Origin of the sequence: Nonomuraea gerenzanensis (assembly GCF_020215645.1) — a bacterium.
GTDB classification, from domain to species: domain Bacteria; phylum Actinomycetota; class Actinomycetes; order Streptosporangiales; family Streptosporangiaceae; genus Nonomuraea; species Nonomuraea gerenzanensis.
Genome location: NZ_CP084058.1, coordinates 6510155 through 6527706, shown reverse-complemented (window position 1 = coordinate 6527706; position 17552 = coordinate 6510155). Strand labels below are relative to the sequence as shown.

Sequence of the window (17552 nt, the reverse complement as noted above, 5' to 3'; positions counted from 1 at the left end):
CCAATCGTCGTCGGTTGGAGCGTAGAGCGTGAACGTGTTCTGTGTGTGGCCGGGTGCTGGACGAGCGACTATACATGGGTATAGTTTTCTTCTCGCAGGAACAGTCGGCTGTACGATCGAACAGGAGGGGTGGGGTGACGACGACCGCACCGGATCCCGAGGACCTGACGGCCCGCGCCCGCATCAGGGACGCGGCGCTGCGCCACTTCGGCGAGCACGGCTTCGAGCGGGCCACGATCCGCGGCATCGCCGAGACCGCGGGCGTGTCCCTGGGCCTGGTGCGCCACCACTTCGGCTCCAAGCAGGCGCTGCGCGAGGCGTGCGACGAGCACCTGATGAAGGTCATGCACCGGCTGCACGAGGAGGCCGCGAGCCGGCCGCTGAGCGGGCTCAACCCCGTCGCCGTCATGGGCCCCTACCGCGACTACCTGGCGCGGGCGCTGACCGAGGGGTCGGCGGCGCCGTTCTTCGACGAGATGGTGCGCATCGGGGTGCGGTGGCTGGCGGAGGCCGACCGGGGCCGGCCGGATCCGCCCGACGTCGCCCCGCAGGCGCGCGCGACCGTGATCGCCGCGATGGCCCTGTCGTTCAGCGTGCTGACCTCGCACGTCGAGCGCGGCCTGGGGGTGTCGCTGGAGACGACCGAGGGCCAGCACGAGCTGCTGCGGGCCCTGCTGTGGGTCTATTCCCACCCACTGCTCACACCGGAAGAGGCCGCCGCGGCCCGCGCCGCGCTCGGCCGGACGAACGGAGTAACCCCATGACCGACGCCATCGCCGTGGCCGGGCTGCGCAAGCGGTTCGGCGGCACCAGGGCACTCGACGGGCTCGACCTCACCGTACGTACGGGGGAGGTGCACGGCTTCCTGGGCCCGAACGGCGCGGGCAAGAGCACCACGATCCGCATCCTGCTCGGCATGGTGCGCGCCGACAGTGGCACCGCCCGGCTGCTGGGCGGTGACCCGTGGGCGCAGGCGGGGGAGTTGCACCGGCGCCTGGCGTACGTGCCCGGCGACGTGACGCTGTGGCCGAACCTGACCGGCGGCGAGACCATCGACCTGCTCGGCCGGTTGCGCGGCGGGCTCGACCGGCGGCGCAAGGCGGAGCTGCTGGAGCGGTTCGGCCTCGACCCGCGCAAGAAGAGCCGCGCCTACTCCAAGGGCAACCGGCAGAAGGTGGCGCTGGTGGCGGCGCTGGCCTCCGGCGCGGAGCTGCTCGTCCTCGACGAGCCGTCCAGCGGGCTCGATCCGCTGATGGAGGAAGTGTTCAGGGACTGCGTGCGGGAGGAGCGGCGGCGCGGCGACCGTACGGTGCTGCTGTCGAGCCACATCCTGGGCGAGGTCGAGACGCTGTGCGACCGGGTGACGATCATCCGTGACGGGCGCACGGTGGAGAGCGGCACGCTGGCCGGGCTGCGCCACCTGACGCGTACCTCCATCGAGGCCGACCTGGCGGGGCCCGCCGACGGGCTGGCGGGCCTGCCAGGCGTGCACGACCTGAGCTTCGAGCCGGGCGGCGGAGGCGGGCGGGTGCGGTTCACCGTGGACACGGCGGAGCTGGACCCGGTGCTGCGCCGGCTCACGGCCGCGGGCGTGCGCGGGCTGGTGAGCCGGCCGCCGACGCTGGAGGAGCTGTTCCTGCGGCACTACGACGGAGCCACCGCCCGGGCGAGCTGAGCGCTCAGCGGGCGGGGGCCGGGCACGGCCCGTCCTGCTCGCGCCGGGCACGGCCCGTCCTGCTCGCGCCGGGCACGGCCCGTCCTGCTCGCGCCGGGCGCGGCCGTCCTGCCGGCGGGCGGGCTCAGCGGGCGCGCGGGCCGAGGATGACCGGCATCGTGCGGGTGCTGTTGCCCAGCAGCGTGTCCAGCGGCGGCAGCTCCTCCACCGGACGTTCCAGCGCCATGCCGGGGAACGCCTCGAACAGCGCCTTGATCGCGATCTCGCCCTCCAGCCTGGCCAGCGGCGCGCCCAGGCAGAAGTGCGGGCCGTGCCCGAAGGCCAGGTGCGTGAACTGCTCCCGGGTGACGTCGAAGACGTGGGCGTCCTGGCCGTACTGGTCCGGGTCGCGCCCCGCCGAGGCGAAGCAGGCCAGCACGGGCTCGCCGGTGCGCAGGCGCACCCCGTCGATCTCGACGTCCCGTACGGCGTAGCGCATCGGGAAGTAGGCGATCGGCGAGTCCCAGCGCAGCGTCTCCTCCACCGCGGCGCTGTAGGGGCACTGCCCTGAGCGCAGCAGGTCGAGCTGTCCTTGCTCGGTGAGCAGGGCGCCGATGGCGTTGGTGATCAGGTTGACGGTGGTGACGTGCCCGGCGATGAACAGCAGCTCGATGGTGGCGAACAGCTCGTCCTCCGACAGCCGGCCGCCGTCCTTCTCGTGCAGCGCGAACAGGTCGCTGATGAGGTCCTCGCCGGGCGTGTCGCGGCGCTCGTCGATGATCTGGTCGAGCAGCTCGCGCAGCTCCTTGCGCAGCCCCGGCGAGTCCTCCAGGCCGCCGACCTGGGCGACGGCGTCGGTGAGCCGGTGCAGCTCGTCCTGGTGCGCGGCCGGGATGCCGATCAGCTCGGAGATGACCTCGCGCGGCAGCGGGTAGGCGAACTCCAGCCGCAGGTCCACCGGCTGGTCGGGCGGCAGCTCGGCGAGCCGGTCGATCAGGCGGGCGGTGAGCTCCTCGATGCGCGGGCGCAGGCCGTTCAGCCGCCGCTGGGAGAACGCGGTGGTCAGCGGCATGCGCAGCCGGCGGTGGCGCTCTCCTTCGGCGTTGAGCAGGGACGTGTCGGTGACGATGCGGTCGATGGCCGTGCCGGGTGGCAGGGTCTGGCGCGCGTTCCAGTGCTCCAGCTCCCTGGACAGGTCCGGGTGGGTCAGGACGGTCAGCAGCGTGGCGTACTGGGTGGCGGCCCAGGCGGGCACGCCCTCGGCGGTCACGGGCACCAGCGGGCCCGCCTGGCGCAGGCGGTCGTTGTCGCCGTGCAGGTCGGCGGTGGCCGGGTCGAGAACGAACCGGCCCTCGCGCCCGGCGCTCCCGGAACGCCCGGAGCGCCCAGTGCGCTCGGCGTCCTCGGCGTGGTCGCCGTCGGAGGCGTCCGTGCGGCGGTTGCTGCCGGGAGCATCCGAGCGGCGGTTGCTCCGGGGAGCGTCTGTGCGGCGGTCGCCGCCGAGGGCGCCTGTGCGGACGGCGCCGTGGGAGGTGTTCGGGTGGCCGGCGTCGTCGGCGTGATCCGGGCGAGCCGCGCCGTCGAGGTGGGTGCCTCGGTCCGGGTGAGCGAGGCGGCCGGTGTGGTCGGGGCCGGTGGTTTCGGTCAGGCGGTCGGCCTGGCCGGAGCGCTGGTCGGTCATGAGGCCATCCCCGTCCGCGTGGGCCCGACGGCCAGGGCGGTCACGTCCATGCCGGGGTCCCGATCGAGGTAGAGGTCGCGGACCAGCTCGCCGGCGGCCGGCGCGTTGCACAGGCCGTGGCCGGAGAAGCCGGTCGCGTACAGGAACGCGGGCGGGCCGGGCTGGTGGCCGATGAAGGCGGTCTTGTCCGGGCTGGCGTCGCGCAGGCCGGTGACGGCCGTGTGCAGCCCGATCCCCGCCAGGCTCGGGTACGTCTCGGCGAGCCGCACGGCCACGTCCTTGCGCCACGACTCGCGGTCGGGCCCCGGATAGCCCATGCCGATGAGCAGCCGGTCGTCACGGTTGCGGATCAGCAGTCCGCTGGCGGCGTGCAGGGTGACCGGAACCTGCGGCGTGCCAGGAGGCAGCGGGTCGGTGGTGAGCAGCTCCTGCTCGATCGGCTCGGTGAGCGGCATGTCCACGCCCGCGCAGCGGACGAGCGAGGCCGACCAGGCGCCGGCGGCGCACACGATCGCGTCGGCGGAGATCTCGCCGTCGGCGGTCTGCACGCGCCCGGCCTCCGGGTCGATGGCGGTGACCGGGCAGCCGGTACGCAGCGCCGCCCCCGCCAGCTCGGCCGCCTGCGCGTAGGCGTTGACGATGGCGGTGGTGTCGGAGATGTAGGCGTCCGGCGAGTACGCGGCGCCCAGCAGCGGCAGGTCCCCGATGAGCGGGTTGTGCTCCCTGGCCTCGTCGGGGCCGATCAGCTCGACGTCCACGCCGGCGGCGCGCTGGGCCGCCAGGTCGGCGTTGAACGCGGCGAGCTGCTCGGGCTCGGTGAACAGCACCAGGTAGCCGACCTGCCGCAGCGGCAGCGGGGTGCCCGGTCTGGTGGCGAAGGCCCGGTACGCTTCCAGGCTGCGCACGGCCAGCGACGAGCTGACCGGGTTGCCGGCGAAGTACGAGCGCACGACGTCCGCGGTGGCGCGGGAGGCGCCGGAGCCGAGCGTGCCGCGCTCCAGCAGTGTCACGTCCTGCCCCGCCTCGGCCAGGTGGAAGGCGATCGACAGCCCGATGACGCCGCCGCCGATCACCACCACCCGGGAGCCCGTGCTCATGTCGCCGCCAGCGTTCTGCGCAGGTGGGCGCCCGCCTGCCAGGGGAACAGGTGCGAGTTCCAGCCGCCGAGGCAGTTGCAGTAGAGCGCCATGTGGGCCATGATCGCGACGAAGTCCTCGTGGTCGTCGAGCCGCTCCAGCCCCGACAGCAGCCGCTGGGTGAAGTCCCACAGGCGGTCGAGGCCGCAGTAGCCGAGGAACTCGGCGGGCGTGTGGGCGAGCTGCCTGGTCATCTGGCGCAGCCACGGCATCGGCATGCCGTCCAGGGCGGCGCGGACGAGGCCGCCGTAGCAGCTGTAGCCGAGCGGGCGGGTCTCGCCGTTGACGAACAGCAGCGTGGTCAGGACCGTCTCGTAGCTGCCCGCGCCGGACGGGATGCGGCCCTGGTGCAGGTCGACCAGCTCCTGCGGCGGGTCCAGCCAGATGCGCTCGGTCTCGGCGTGCACCTCGACGGCGAGCCGGTTGAGCTCCGGGTCGCCGAGCGGCAGGCGCGGCAGGACGTGGCCGCCCTGCTCGCCGGCGCGGCGTACCTCGGCGATGACGGGCTGCTTGGTCTCGTAGACCGAACGCCACACCTCGCGGCCGGCTTGGACGAGGGCGTCGAGGTCGGAGTCGACCACCCTGCCGATCGGGGTGGCCTGCATGGGCTCGGTCAGCTCGCCGTACCTGATGCCCAGGTGCTGCAGCCGGGAGCAGAACAGGGTGCCGTCGGGCACCGTGCGGCGGTCCACCTTGTACTCGGCCGGGGTGTGCAGCAAGGAGTAGATGGGCGCGACGTGGTACAGGTGGTAGCCGGCGACCAGGGCGTGGCCCTGCAGGCTGCGGTAGGGCAGCCCGTCCCACAGGGCCTGGGCCAGGGAGGGGTTGCGCTGGTCGAGTTCGGCGGCCACGGTGATGCCGATGCCGGGCCAGGTGATTTCCACATGCTTAGTATCGTTCACAATACGTCACTCTAACGTCACAGTATGTGGCGATAGGGGGTGGGGCTGGGGTATTTACCGGGAGATGACCTCACCGGGAATCAGCAGGTCGCCGCTGCGTTCGTCCCCCCAGACGGACGCGGGATCGACGTACGGGCGGATCAGCGTGGTCAGCGCCGGATCGCCCCTCCCGGCGAGCGCGTCCAGCGCGATCCTGCGCGCCACGCCCGCCATCACGTCGGCGATCTGCACCCGCTCGTCCAGCTCCGAGTCGACCAGCCGCAGCCCGGCCATCCGGCCGCCGAGGAGCTGCCCGAGCTGCGCGATCCGCTCGTCGGTCAGCGTGGTCTGCCGGTCGTGCACCACCGTGACAGGGCCGTCCGCGCTCCAGAACCGCACCGCGCCGGCGATGGCGGGGATGAGCGGGTCGAGGGCGGGGAAGACGTACGGGTCCGCCATCAGCCGCTCGCGGAAGGCCGCCACGCGGGGTCTGGCCCGCCACAGCGCCTCCATGATCTCGCCCGCCTGGCCGCCGGCTCCGCGCAAGGCGTCCACCAGGCGGAAGGTGTCCTCGACCGACGTGGTGACGCCCTGGCCGTTCTTGGCGCGCAGCAGGTAGTTGAACGAGTCGAGCAGGGCCGTCCACCGCTCGGGCCCGAACGCCCGCGGGCCCTCCCGGTAGAGGGTGACGGCCGTGGGGCGGGCGCGCGGATCGAGGCCGAGGCGGGGCGCGTGGTCCTCCTGGAGCAGCCCGGCGATCTTGCCGACGACGTAGAAGAGCTTGTCGGTGACGCAGACGCGTACCTTGCCCAGCACGGGGCCGTCCGGGCCGAGCAGCCACAGCAGAGCCGCGCGGTGCTTGCCGCGCAGCACGTGGCACGCGTTGTACTCCGTGGCCGGCGTGGGCGCCCGCACCCGCAGCTCGCCGACGCAGGCGGCGGCGCTCGCGGCGTCCATCCGCACGGCGGCGTGCGTGAAGACGTCGCTGTTGCCGCCGACGAGCCTCTCGCCCTCCGCGCCGGACTCGTCGCACACGATGTCGAGGGGGTGGGACACGCTCGCGAATCTAGCGGGGGCCGCCGGCGGTCCGCGAGGAGATTTCGTCCTGGGGCCCGTCCGCTGGGGGTGGCCGGCCGCGCGGCGTCAGAGGTCGTAGCCGTTGCCGGGGACGTACAGGCGATTGCCGGGGCCGAGCCGCCAGCCCAGCAGGTGCAGCAGCTTGGTCGCCATGGGCGGCATCGGGTCGACGATCAGCCTGCGTGGCGGGGGCAGCTCGGTGGCGGCGCGGGCGATCAGCCGGACGGCGCCGACGTCGATGAAGGTCACCTCGCCGAGGTGGAGATGGATGTTCGTGGTGCCTGCCTGGACCGCCCAGGTCAGCGCGCGGGCCAGCAGGGGGCCGGTGTCGCGGTCGAACGCGCCGCTGATGTGCAGGCCGTGCGGGTTCATGACGGGCCTGATGGAGGCATGGCTGTCGCCCGTTCGGGGCGTCATGGGTCCTCCCGGGTGCTCGGGAACGATCGGTCAGCGTGGCGGTCCCGTAACCGGGGTCTCGGGAATCGCTTGGGTGGAGACCGCTGCGACGCCGCGTGGCGCTGGTGGTGCGGGGATGCCGGGCGGGGCGGTGTGGCCGGTGGAGCCGTATGGGCTGCCGTGCCTGCCGCCTGGCTGCCGTCTGCCTGTCTGCCGGGCGCCGACGGCGTGCGCTCTGTGCCGGTGCGGTGCGTCGGCCCCGTGCCGGTGCGTTGTGCCCGGCGTAGCTCGCTGACGAGGGTCAGCCATCTATGCTGCCCACTATGGCCTGCTTTATGCCGCCACCTGACTTGCCCGCTGGGTTCAGCCCTGGCTTCCCCGTACGCTGCCTGCGCTTTCCCCCGGGGATGACGGCCGGGGCGGCTGTGGCGGGCCCCGGCCGGTGAGGGGTGACCGTTTAACGATCGGCCGGTCGGAAAGGCAGGTCGTGGGAAGTACGCGCCCCCTTCCCCCTTCATCCCCGACCCGCGCAGGCCCACGATCATGAGTGCGGATTTCGAACTGCGCTGCACCATCAGCCCTGACCTGGGCTACATCCGCGGCCTGCTGAGCATCCACGGCCGTCACCACGGGCTGTCCGGTGAACGGCTGGAGGACCTGCTCGTCGCGGTCAACGAAGCGGTCACCAACGTGCTCGACCACGGCGGACGGGCGGGGCTGGTCATCGCTCGGGCCCACGAGCGGGGCATCACCGTGGAGGTGCTCGACAGCGGGGGCGGGCTGACCGCCGAGCACCTGAAGGCGGCCCACGTCGATCCGACCGGCAAGAGCGGGTTCGGGCTCTGGGTCATCCAGCATCTGTGCGACCAGGTCACCCTGGAGCAGACCGACCGGGGATCGGTGCTCAGCCTGCACTTCCACCATCGGCCCGATGCGGTCGATTCGCAGGAGCGCCGCACCACCGGCAAGTCGGGGCCGCGGCGGGCCACGCCCTGACCTCTATTGTCTGCAACCGTGGTTACTGTAACAATGGTTGCATGGGTTTGGCAGGGCAATGGGTGTTGCTGGCGTACCGCGTTCCGCGTCAGCCGTCGACGTTGCGGATCACGATCTGGCGCAAGCTGGACCGGCTCGGGGTGGCGCGGCTGGGTGACGGGCTCGTCGCGTTGCCCGCCGATGCCCGGACCAGGGAGCAGATCGACTGGATCGCCGAGGAGATCGGGGAGATCGGCGGCAGCTCCACCGTGTGGCTGGCCGCCGCCGGGAGTGCCGTGCAGGAGAAGGCGATCGCGGCCGAGATGCGGGCGGCGCGGGCCGCCGAATACCGGGCGGTGGTGGAGCAGGCCGAGGCTGCTGCTCGGGCGCGGCCCGGTGAGCGCGGTCGCGTCGTGAAGCGGTTGCAGGGCGAGCTGCGCAGGATCGGGCGGCGCGACTACTTCCCGCCCGTCGAGCGCGAGGTCGCACAGCACGCGGTGCGAGCGCTGGCCACGGCCGCCGCCACCGCCGCCGCCGCCGCCACCGCCGCCGCCACCGCCGCCACTGCTGGCGCTGGCGCCGCGGCCGACGGAGTCGCCGACGCGGGTGCCGGCTCCGGCGAGGTGGCGCGATGAGGTGGGCGACGCGCGCCGGCGTGCACATCGACCGGGCGGCGTGCGCCTGGCTGATCCGGCGGCACGTCGACCCCGACCCCGAGTTCCTGTTCGTGGACGACCCGGCGCTGGTGCCGGCGGATGCGACGCCGTTCGACATGCGGGGCGCCGAGCTGTCCCACCACGGCGGCGACTGCAGCTTCGAGACGATCCTGCGCCGCTACGACCTGGACGACCCGGTGCTGTGGAAGCTGGCCGAGATCGTGCACGAGGCCGACATCGACGACGGGCGCTTCGACGCCCCCGAAGCTCCCGGGATGGACGTGATCCTGCGCGGGCTGTCGATGATCTGCGACGACGCCCGCGTGCTGCAGCTCACCGGGCCGCTCTTCGACGGCCTGTACGAGTTCCACCGGCGCGCCCTGCTGCTCGGCCGGGAGCCGGCATGAGCACCGAGGCCACGCGGGATGTGATCCCGTTCCGTCAGGCGGTGCGCGCCTGGTTCGGGATCTCGTTGCAGACGTTCGGCGGCCCCGCCGGGCAGATCGCCGTCATGCAGCGCACCCTGGTGGAGGAGCGGCGCTGGATCGGCCAGCAGCGCTTCAACCACGCGCTCAACTACTGCATGCTGCTGCCGGGGCCGGAGGCGCAGCAGCTCGCGATCTACGTCGGCTGGCTGCTCAACGGCACCCGGGGCGGGCTGGTCGCGGGCACGCTGTTCGTGCTGCCCGGCATGCTCGCGCTCCTCGCGCTGTCGGCGGTGTACGTGCTGTGGCAGGACACCACGGTGGTGACCGCCCTGTTCGCCGGGATCGCCCCGGCGGTGCTGGCCATCGTCGCCCAGGCCGTCATCCGGGTCGCCAGGCGCTCGCTGACCCACCCGCTGTTCGTCGCCGTCGCGGTGGCCGCGTTCGGGGCGCTGGCCCTGTTCGGGGTGCCGTTCCCTGTGGTGATCGCCGTGGCGGCCCTCGTCGGGTGGGCGGCGTACCGGGTGGCTCCGCACGTCCTGGCCAGGAGTGGCGGGCACGGTGGCGACGGCGGCCCGCCACCGCTGATCCCCGACGACGCCCTGCACCACGCCCGGCCGAGCCGGCGCTCGGCGGGCCGGATCCTGGCCGTGGGGCTGGTGGCCTGGTGGCTGCCGGTGGCCGCGGTGGCGCTCCTGCTCGGGGGCGACAGTGTGTTCGCCACCCAGGGGCTGTTCTTCTCCGGCACCGCACTGGTCACCTTCGGCGGCGCCTATGCCGTGCTCGCGTTCGTCGCCCAGCGCGCCGTCGAGACCTACGCCTGGCTGACCCCCGGCGAGATGGTCCGCGGCCTGGCCCTGGCCGAGACCACGCCCGGCCCGCTCATCATGGTCGTGCAGTTCGTCGCCTTCCTCGGCGCCTACCGCGACCCCGGCGCCCTCACCCCGTGGGCCGGCGCGCTGCTCGGCGCCCTGCTGACCACCTGGGTCACGTTCGTGCCGTGCTTCCTGTTCATCTTCCTCGGCGCCCCCTACGTCGAGCGCCTGCGCCACAACACCGCCATCAGCGCCGCCCTGACCGGCATCACCGCCGCGGTCGTCGGCGTCATCGCCAACCTCGCCCTCTACTTCGCCGAGCACACCCTCTTCGCCCGGACCTTCACCTGGGCCTGGGGCCCGTTCAGCGTCCAGCTCCCCGACGCCGCCACGGCGAACCTCACCGCCCTGGCCATCACCGTGGCCGCGCTCGTGATGACGTTCGCCATGAAGTGGCCGATGCTGCGCATCCTGGGCTGCTGCGCCGTGCTCGGCCTCGGCACCGCCCTGGTGCCCTGGTAGCTCGGGCACGGTCGGGCGTCCGCGGGCCGCGGCGGGTCCGCCCGTACGCCGAGCGCGCGTTCGAGGGCCAGGCCGGCGCCGGCGCTACCTGCTCGCCGAGCGGGACGGGCGGGCGATCGGCTACGTGTCCTGGCTCGTGCGGGTCAGCCTGTGGTCGGGCGGTGACTATCTCGCGCTGGACGACCTCTTCGTCGCGGACGGGGAGCGCGGCGACGGGGCGGGGGAGCGGCTGATGCGCGCGGTCGCCGAGGCCGCGGCCGGCCGGGTGATCCGCTGGGAGGTCGCCGCGGCGAACGTGGCCGCCCAGCGCTTCTACCAGCGCATCGGCGCCGAACTGATCCCCAAGCTGATCTGCCGCTGGCAGGTGGCGCCCGGCCCCCGCTGACCGGGGCCCCGGCGAGTATCGTCGTGGTGGTGAAGGAGAGCGATCTCGTCGGTGCCCAGCAGACCCTCACCCCCGTCCTCAAAGCCAAGGCCCTGGACAACCGGCTGCCGCACCCGATCCTCGGCGACGCGTACGCCGAGCAGGTGATGCGCCGCCTCGACCCCGGCTACGACCGCCGCAGGTTCGGCACCAGCCAGCTCGGCCTCGTGGTCGTGGTCCGCACCAAGGCCCACGACGACTGGGCCAGGAGCTACCTGGCCGATCACCCCGACGCGGTGGTCCTGCACCTGGGCTGCGGGCTCGACGCCCGGGTGCACCGGATCGACCCGCCCGCCACCGTCGACTGGTACGACCTGGACTACCCGGCCGTCATCGAGCTGCGGCGGCGCTTCCTGCCGCCGCGCGAGCACTGCACGCTGATCGGCTCCAGCGTCACCGACCCGGCCTGGCTGGAGCGCGTCCCCCACGACCGGCCGGTGCTGATGATCGCCGAAGGACTGGTGCCCTACCTGGCCGAGCCGGAGGTCCGGCGGCTGCTGACCGGCGTCGCCGACGCCTTCCCCACCGGCCAGATCCAGCTCGACACGGTGCCGGTGTGGGCGTGGCGCACCTCGCGCTGGGATCCCACGCTGCGCAGGTACGGCACGCGGTTCCGCTGCGGCTTCGACGACCCGGCCGCGCTGGCCGCCTGGCACCCGCGGCTGGAGTACGCCGGCGAGGCGCCGATGTCCGACGCGCCGATCCTGATGGCCAGGGCGCCCGCGAGCATCCGCCGCGCGTACCGGCTGATGAACCTGGTGCCGGGCTTGAAGCGGTCCACCCGGATCGTGCGGTTCCGGCTGCTCACCTCCGCGCGTCGCGGACGGTGAGGCGGCCGTAGGGCAGCTCCCCGGTGATCTGGACGTGCAGCCCGCCCTGGCGCGGGCGGCCCGCCACCTTGCAGGTCACGCGGCCCCATTCGGTGCGCACGCCGTCGGTGTCCGCGCTCGCGCCGGCGGGCAGGATGATCAGGGCCCGGCCGTACGCGAGCCGCAGCTCGATCTCCACCCGCGCGTACGGCACGTGCGCCCTGGACAGGTCGAGCCGCACGTTGCCGTACTCGGAGTCGACCCGCAACCGGCGCGGCACCTGCCAGTCGCCCTCCCGCGTGAGGCGCCCGCCGGTGGACTCCAGCCGCACCGGCTCGTCGCCCGGCAGATCGGCGACGACCGGCGCCAGTTCCTGAGAGGAGGTGGCGGTGAGCGCCCGTTCGAGCCGCACCTCCAGCTCCGCCGGGTCCAGCCGCCCGTCCGCGTAGGCCTGCTGGACGAGCTCCACCGCCCTGTCGCGATCGAGGTCGGAAACGTGGGTCATCGGCTGACCGCCCTCTTGTACAGCCGCGTGGCCAGCGGCGGGAACACGACCAGGAGCAGGACCGACCAGAGCAGCGACACCGGCACCGCGTGCTGCAGCGGCCAGGCGTCGGGCGCCGGCATGGCGGGGCTGGTGTTGCCGAACAGCTCGCGCGCCGCCTGGACGAGCGTGGAGACCGGGTTCCACTCGGCGACCACCTGCAGCGGCCCGGGCAGGCGCGTGCTGTCCACGAACGCGTTGGACAGGAAGATCAGCGGGAACGACAGCAGCGTCGCCACGTTGTTGAACACCTCCGGCGTGCGCAGGGCCAGCGCCACCGTCGCCGTCACCCAGGAGAAGGCGTAGGCGAACAGCAGCAGCATCAGGAACCCGAGCACGCCCTCCAGCGGCGAGCTGCGGATGCGCCAGCCCACCAGCAGCCCGACGAGCGCCATGGTGACGATGCTGGTCACGTTCATGATCAGGTCGGCGGCGGTCTGGCCGGTCAGCACGGCCGACGGGGACATCGGCAGGGTGCGGAAGCGGTCGAAGACGCCCTTCTGCAGGTCCAGGGTCAGGGTGTAGCCGGTGATCTGCGCGCTGGTGACGATCGTCATGACGAAGATCCCGGGGAGCAGGTACTCGCCGTACGACAGGCCGGGCAGCTCGATCATGCTGCCGAAGACGTAGGTGAACAGCAGCACGAACACGACAGGCAGCATGATCACGCCGCCCAGCAGGTCAGGGGCGCGCCGGATCTTCAGCGCGTTCCGCTTGGTGATCGTCATGCCGTCGGCGACGGCGATCCGCAGGGCGTCCATCAGGCGTGCTCCTTCACTTTCTCGTCGCTCCGGTGGCCCGTGAGGCTCAGGAAGACGTCGTCCAGGGTCGGCCGGCGTAGGCCGGCGTCGCGTACGGTGATCCGCTCGGCGGCCAGGTGCCCGAGCGCGCTGGTCAGCGTGGCGGCGCCGCCGGCGACCGGGATCGTCAGCCGCAGGCCGGTGGCGTCGATCCGCGGGTCGCCGACGGCCAGCGGCGCCAGCGTCCGCACGGCGGCGCGCAGGTCCTCCTCGCTCGTCACCGACAGCTCGACGCGGTCGCCGCCGACCTGGTCCTTGAGCTGGTCGGCGGTGCCGAGCGCGATCACCCGGCCGTGGTCCACCACCGCGATGCGGTGGGCGAGCCGGTCGGCCTCCTCCATGTACTGGGTGGTGAGCAGCACCGTGGTGCCGCCGGCCACGAGCTCGCCGATGACCTCCCACAGGCTCGCCCTGGCCCGCGGGTCCAGGCCGGTCGTGGGCTCGTCCAGGAAGAGCACCGGCGGGTCGGCGACCAGCGCGCCGGCCAGGTCCAGCCGCCGCCGCATGCCGCCCGAGTAGCCCTGCACCGGGCGGTCGGCGGCCTCGCCGAGGTCGAAGCGGTCGAGCAGCTCGCGGGCGCGCTGCCGGCTGCGCCTGACGCCCAGGTGGTAGAGGCGGCCGATCATCTCCAGGTTCTCGGCGCCGGTCAGGTGGTCGTCCACGGCGGCGTACTGGCCGGAGGCGCCGATGCGGGCGCGCAGCCGGGCGGCGTCGCGGACGACGTCGAACCCCGCCACCTCGGCGCGCCCGGCGTCCGGTTTCAGTAACGTCGTCAGGATCCGCACGGTGGTGGTCTTGCCCGCGCCGTTCGGGCCGAGCAGCCCGAACACGGTGCCTCGGGGGACGGTCAGCTCCATCCCGTCGAGGGCGGTCACCTCGCCGTACTTCTTGACCAGGCCCTCGGCCACGATCGCGTCTGTCACAGGTCTCTCCTCAGGAACGGTGCACGACTCAGGAACGGTGCACGACTCAGGAACGGTGCACGACTCAGGAACGGTGGACGGCGATGTCGCCGTAGTCGGTGTGGGCGCGGACCTCGACCACCTGGTCCGTCTCGCCGGGGGCGTCGGTGGGGTCGAGGGAGACGTCCACGGTGCCGTACTTGGAGCTCACGTCCAGCCAGGCGGCGGTGCCCCTGCGGATCCCCAGGTCGAGGCCGCCGCCGGTGGTCTCCATGACGATCGAGCCGGAGGCCGCCTCACCGATCCGCAGGCCGGCGTACGCGGTCTTGGCCGTGACGCCGGCCAGGGCCCGGCCGACGCTGACGTCACCGTGGGCGCTGGTGACCCGCAGGTCGCCGGTCACCTCGCCCAGGCGGACGTCGCCGTGGGAGCTCTTGACCGCGGCGGTGCCGTCGATCCGGCCCACGTCGATGCCGCCGTGGTTGTTGGTGATCTCCGCGTGCCCGTGGGCGCGGGTGACGACGATCTCGCCGTAGGTGTTGCGCAGGCGGAGCCGGCCGGCCTGCTCGACCTGGAGGTCGCCGTAGGAGGTGGACAGCGCCGCCTCGCCGAGCGGGCCCTGGCAGATGACGCTGCCCGTCGTCCTGACGTCGAGGCGGGAGCCGGCGGGCAGGTCGATCGTCACGTCGATCGAGCCGGGGCCGAGCAGCAGCGAGCGGGCCCAGTCGGCGGGCGACTCGACGAGCCTGCCGAGCGACAGCCCCCAGTCGGAGTCCGTGCCGGCGTAGGCCTTGTCGGTGCGCACCACAAGCCTGCCGTCGGCGTAGTCGACCTGGGTGTGCCGGGCCGCCTGCACGTCGGCGTCGTTGTGCGGGTCGCTCGGGCGGACCTCGACGACGGTGTCGCCGCGCTCGCCCGCGTTGATCCGGATGGTGGCGGTCGCCGTGTCGAGGACGGCGGTGATGGGCTCGGAGGTGTCGAAGGCCGGCATGCCGATCCCTTCGTCGTGGGTGGTCGTGGTCATCAGCGCACCCAGCCGCTGTAGCGGTTGCCGTACTGCTGGGCGGGTCGCGGGCCGGGACGGCCGGCGGGGTCGAGCGCGGCGGAGACGGCCCGCACCAGCCAGGCGTTGACCGACAGCCCGTCCCGCGCGGCGGCCTCCTCGATGCGGGGCTTGAGGTGCTCGGGGACCCGGAGCGAGATCCGGGACGTGCCCCCCTCCTCGGAGTCCGGTGGCGGCGGCGGCGCGGGCGCCCTGTCGGCCCGGCCGCTCTCGCTCTCCTCCGGTGGCCGGGGGGCAGGTGGTGGTGTCACCACGAAGTCGGGGTCGCGGCCCCGCAGGCGCACCTCGACCGAGCCGGGGGTGAGGTCGTGCGTGATCTCGTCCGCGGCGGCGGACAGGGCTTCGAGCAGCGCGAGCCGGGTGGCCGACTCGAGCGTCGCGGCGAGCCGTTCGGCCAGCGCGCGCGCTTCCTCGCCGCCTGCTCCCGCCGCGACGGCGAGCTCGCGGCGGAGGTGATCCACATACGGCGCAAGGTTCATGACGTCATAGTGGCACCACTATGACGTCACTGCAAGCCTGTCGAGGCGGCACGGTGACGTCACGGCAGGTTTCCGGGTCCGGGGGCTTGACCTTGCCCCTGGGGGAAGGTTCGACGATCGTCCCCATGAACAACAACGCGATGCACCTCCTCGAAGCCCAGCTCCACGCGCAGTCGGCCGCCTTCTGCGCCGCCAGCCACGTCCCCGGGTTCGTCGTCGGCGTGCACCACGCCGGCGAGCAGTTCACCGTCGCCCACGGCACCGCGAACCTCACCACCGGCGCGCCGATGCTCGCCGACACCGGCTTCCTGCTCGGCTCCGTCACCAAGGTGCTGACCACCACGCTGGTCCTGCAGCAGGTCGACCGGGGTGTGCTGGACCTGGACAAGCCGGTCGTGACCTACCTGCCGGAGTTCGCGCTGAACGTGCCGGGCGCGGCGGACCGGATCCTCGTCCGGCACCTGCTCTCCCACACCAACGGCATCGACGCCGACCTGTACTTCCCCGACGCCAAGGGCCGCGACGCGCTCAATACGTACGTCGCCGGCCTGGCGAGCGGCTGCGGCACCCTGTTCGAGCCGGGCGAGCAGCTCAGCTACTCCAACGGCGGCATGATCGTCGCCGGCCGCCTCCTGGAGGTGGTGACCGGCCTGTCCTTCCCCGAGCTGCTCGCCCGCGACCTCTACGCGCCCGTCGGCATGCGCGACTCCAGCACCTCGGCCGAGCAGGCCATCCTGCGCGGCACGGCGATCGGCCACTTCCCCGACCCCGAGACCACGGAGCCCAGGCCCACCGGCATGTTCACCCTGCCCGACACGTGGGGGCCGGCCGGCGGCACCCCCATCGGCACCATCGCCGACCTGCTCGCCTTCGGCCGTACCCACCTGGCGGGCGGTGTGTCCCCCTCCGGCACGCGCGTGCTGTCCGCCGCGTCCACCGCGCTGATGCAGCAGGTCTCGCACGACATGCGCAGCCCGAACGTGCCGCCGATGGGTCTGGGCTGGGTGCGTTACCCGTTCGGCGACACGACCGTCCTGGCCATGTCGGGCGCCTCGCCCGGCGGCGTGTCCCTCCTGTGCGTCATCCCCGAGCACGACCTGGTCCTCGCCGCCTTCGGCAACACACCCGGGGCGATCATGCTGCAGGACCAGCTCCTGCAGTGGGTGCTGCGCGAGCACCTCGGGGTCCGGATCCCCAGCCTGGTCACGGAGACGCGGCAGGACGTCGACCTCACCCCGTACGTGGGCACCTACCGCTCCGACCAGCTCCGCATCGACGTCAGCATCGTCGACGGCCGGCTGGAGGAGCGGACCACCTACGAGCCGGCGGACGCCACGCAGGAGCGGATCTTCACCGAGTTCGCCGGCGGCACCACCTCCGCGCCGCCGCAGCACTACGTGCCGGTCAGGCCCGGCCTGTTCGCGCCCGCCGGCTATCCGCTGGAGGCCTTCGACGGGTACCTGCGGCTGCTGCTCGTCTCCTACCACGACGTGCGCGACGGCCGGGCGCGCTTCCGCAACGGCGGCGGCCGGCTGGCCCGGCGGGCCTGATCACCGGAGTGGGAGGATGTCCGGCATGCTCACCATCGGCCAGCTCGCGGACTACGCCGGAGTGACCACCAAGGCCATCCGCCACTACCACGAGCGCGGCCTGCTCGCCGAGCCCGGCCGCGACTCCTCCGGCTACCGGCGCTACACCGCCCAGGACGCGATCGACCTCGTCAAGATCAGGACCTTGGCCCAGGCGGGCGTGCCCCTGGCCCGCATCAAGGACCTGCTCGACGCCGACGCCGACACGCTCACGGCGGCCATCGCCGAGATCGACCACGACCTCGACGAACGCATCACGCGGCTGCGGCGGACCCGCGAGCAGCTCGCCGAGCTGCGCGGCGGCGACCGGCTCTTCGTCTCGCCCGAGGTCGCCGACTACCTCGACGAGCTGCGCCGCCTCGGCGTGAGCGAGCGCCAGCGGAACCTGGAACGCGACGGCTGGATCCTCATGCAGACCGCCTCGCCCGAGGACGCCGCCGGGTGGATCGCCGAGAAGCACGAGCTGATCGGCGACGCCGAGTTCCGCGCCCTCTATCTCGAGCACGACACCGCCTACGGCTGGGCGCCGGACGACCCCCGCCTGCCGGGCCTCGCGGACCGGACCAGGAGCTGGTTCGCCCGGCACCACAGCCGGTGCGAGGACCGCCCCGTCCGCAACGAGCCCATCGCCCGGCTGGCCCAGCAGTCCCAGCCCGAGGCGTCGTCCCCGGCCTGGGACCGCCTGGCCCGGCTCATGGAGAGCTGACACGACGAGCTCTCGCCC

At 73.1% G+C, this 17552-nt stretch carries 20 protein-coding genes; 10 read left to right on the top strand and 10 right to left on the bottom strand.

All coding sequences use genetic code 11. The features are described 5' to 3' along the window. Positions 1-134: 134 nt before the first annotated feature. Both LCN96_RS56760 and LCN96_RS30560 read left to right on the top strand, forming a co-directional pair. Complete coding sequence (locus LCN96_RS56760) at positions 135-764, top strand: TetR/AcrR family transcriptional regulator (protein WP_311131956.1); 630 nt, start codon at positions 135-137, stop codon at positions 762-764. Beyond that, positions 761-1675 carry an ABC transporter ATP-binding protein gene (locus LCN96_RS30560; protein ID WP_225265875.1) on the top strand — a complete coding sequence of 305 codons (915 nt, stop codon included), beginning with the start codon at positions 761-763 and terminating at the stop codon, positions 1673-1675. Before LCN96_RS56760 ends, LCN96_RS30560 begins: the two co-directional genes overlap by 4 nt. 124 nt (positions 1676-1799) lie before the next feature. Here LCN96_RS30560 and LCN96_RS30555 read toward each other — a convergent pair whose 3' ends face one another. The 5 genes from LCN96_RS30555 to LCN96_RS30535 form a co-directional block, all read right to left on the bottom strand. Continuing rightward, the gene (locus LCN96_RS30555) at positions 1800-3335 is read right to left on the bottom strand and encodes a cytochrome P450 family protein (protein WP_225265874.1); all 1536 of its coding nucleotides are present in this window, start codon (positions 3333-3335) and stop codon (positions 1800-1802) included. Continuing rightward, positions 3332-4432, bottom strand: coding sequence for an NAD(P)/FAD-dependent oxidoreductase (locus LCN96_RS30550; protein WP_225265873.1), 1101 nt, complete (start codon positions 4430-4432; stop codon positions 3332-3334). Before LCN96_RS30550 ends, LCN96_RS30555 begins: the two co-directional genes overlap by 4 nt. Next, positions 4429-5355 (bottom strand): cucumopine synthase-related protein, encoded by a 927-nt coding sequence (locus LCN96_RS30545; RefSeq protein WP_225265872.1) that lies wholly within the window; start codon positions 5353-5355, stop codon positions 4429-4431. The genes LCN96_RS30550 and LCN96_RS30545 overlap by 4 nt, the downstream gene beginning before the upstream one ends. Positions 5356-5427: 72 nt before the next feature. Next, positions 5428-6408: a hypothetical protein gene (locus LCN96_RS30540; RefSeq protein ID WP_225265871.1), complete on the bottom strand. Its 981-nt coding sequence runs from the start codon at positions 6406-6408 to the stop codon at positions 5428-5430. A gap of 87 nt (positions 6409-6495) precedes the next feature. Beyond that, on the bottom strand, positions 6496-6846 hold the full coding sequence (locus LCN96_RS30535; protein ID WP_225265870.1) for an STAS domain-containing protein: 351 nt from the start codon (positions 6844-6846) through the stop codon (positions 6496-6498). 522 nt (positions 6847-7368) lie between these two features. Here LCN96_RS30535 and LCN96_RS30530 point away from each other — a divergent pair. The 6 genes from LCN96_RS30530 to LCN96_RS30505 all read left to right on the top strand — a co-directional run bounded on the left by LCN96_RS30530 (position 7369) and on the right by LCN96_RS30505 (position 11472). Further along, positions 7369-7821 carry an ATP-binding protein gene (locus LCN96_RS30530; protein WP_225265869.1) on the top strand — a complete coding sequence of 151 codons (453 nt, stop codon included), beginning with the start codon at positions 7369-7371 and terminating at the stop codon, positions 7819-7821. A 41-nt stretch (positions 7822-7862) separates the two neighbouring features. Continuing rightward, positions 7863-8435, top strand: coding sequence for a Chromate resistance protein ChrB (locus LCN96_RS30525; RefSeq protein WP_225265868.1), 573 nt, complete (start codon positions 7863-7865; stop codon positions 8433-8435). Continuing rightward, a complete protein-coding gene (locus tag LCN96_RS30520) occupies positions 8432-8863 on the top strand; it encodes a chromate resistance protein ChrB domain-containing protein (protein WP_225265867.1) in 432 nt (143 codons plus the stop codon). The genes LCN96_RS30525 and LCN96_RS30520 overlap by 4 nt, the downstream gene beginning before the upstream one ends. Then, complete coding sequence (chrA, locus tag LCN96_RS30515; RefSeq protein ID WP_225265866.1) at positions 8860-10218, top strand: chromate efflux transporter; 1359 nt, start codon at positions 8860-8862, stop codon at positions 10216-10218. The genes LCN96_RS30520 and chrA overlap by 4 nt, the downstream gene beginning before the upstream one ends. An 88-nt stretch (positions 10219-10306) precedes the next feature. Further along, positions 10307-10603, top strand: coding sequence for a GNAT family N-acetyltransferase (locus LCN96_RS30510; RefSeq protein ID WP_225276089.1), 297 nt, complete (start codon positions 10307-10309; stop codon positions 10601-10603). 29 nt (positions 10604-10632) lie between these two features. Beyond that, positions 10633-11472: a class I SAM-dependent methyltransferase gene (locus tag LCN96_RS30505; protein WP_225265865.1), complete on the top strand. Its 840-nt coding sequence runs from the start codon at positions 10633-10635 to the stop codon at positions 11470-11472. On the opposite strand, the gene LCN96_RS30500 is transcribed toward LCN96_RS30505, so the two are convergent. The 5 genes from LCN96_RS30500 to LCN96_RS30480 all read right to left on the bottom strand — a co-directional run bounded on the left by LCN96_RS30500 (position 11447) and on the right by LCN96_RS30480 (position 15239). Further along, positions 11447-11956, bottom strand: coding sequence for a DUF1707 SHOCT-like domain-containing protein (locus LCN96_RS30500; protein ID WP_225265864.1), 510 nt, complete (start codon positions 11954-11956; stop codon positions 11447-11449). The two genes, LCN96_RS30505 and LCN96_RS30500, sit on opposite strands and share 26 nt — an antisense overlap. Further along, positions 11953-12756 (bottom strand): ABC transporter permease, encoded by an 804-nt coding sequence (locus LCN96_RS30495; RefSeq protein WP_225265863.1) that lies wholly within the window; start codon positions 12754-12756, stop codon positions 11953-11955. Before LCN96_RS30495 ends, LCN96_RS30500 begins: the two co-directional genes overlap by 4 nt. Beyond that, entirely contained in the window at positions 12756-13718 is a 963-nt protein-coding gene (locus LCN96_RS30490; RefSeq protein ID WP_225265862.1) for an ATP-binding cassette domain-containing protein, read from the bottom strand. The genes LCN96_RS30495 and LCN96_RS30490 overlap by 1 nt, the downstream gene beginning before the upstream one ends. A gap of 64 nt (positions 13719-13782) precedes the next feature. Beyond that, positions 13783-14721 carry a DUF4097 family beta strand repeat-containing protein gene (locus LCN96_RS30485; RefSeq protein ID WP_225265861.1) on the bottom strand — a complete coding sequence of 313 codons (939 nt, stop codon included), beginning with the start codon at positions 14719-14721 and terminating at the stop codon, positions 13783-13785. Continuing rightward, positions 14721-15239 (bottom strand): toxin-antitoxin system HicB family antitoxin, encoded by a 519-nt coding sequence (locus LCN96_RS30480; RefSeq protein WP_225265860.1) that lies wholly within the window; start codon positions 15237-15239, stop codon positions 14721-14723. The genes LCN96_RS30485 and LCN96_RS30480 overlap by 1 nt, the downstream gene beginning before the upstream one ends. Positions 15240-15364: 125 nt before the next feature. Here LCN96_RS30480 and LCN96_RS30475 point away from each other — a divergent pair, with 125 nt between their 5' ends. Then, complete coding sequence (locus LCN96_RS30475; protein WP_225265859.1) at positions 15365-16789, top strand: serine hydrolase domain-containing protein; 1425 nt, start codon at positions 15365-15367, stop codon at positions 16787-16789. 25 nt (positions 16790-16814) lie between these two features. After that, positions 16815-17534 carry a MerR family transcriptional regulator gene (locus LCN96_RS30470; RefSeq protein WP_225265858.1) on the top strand — a complete coding sequence of 240 codons (720 nt, stop codon included), beginning with the start codon at positions 16815-16817 and terminating at the stop codon, positions 17532-17534. The last annotated feature ends 18 nt before the right edge of the window (positions 17535-17552 follow it).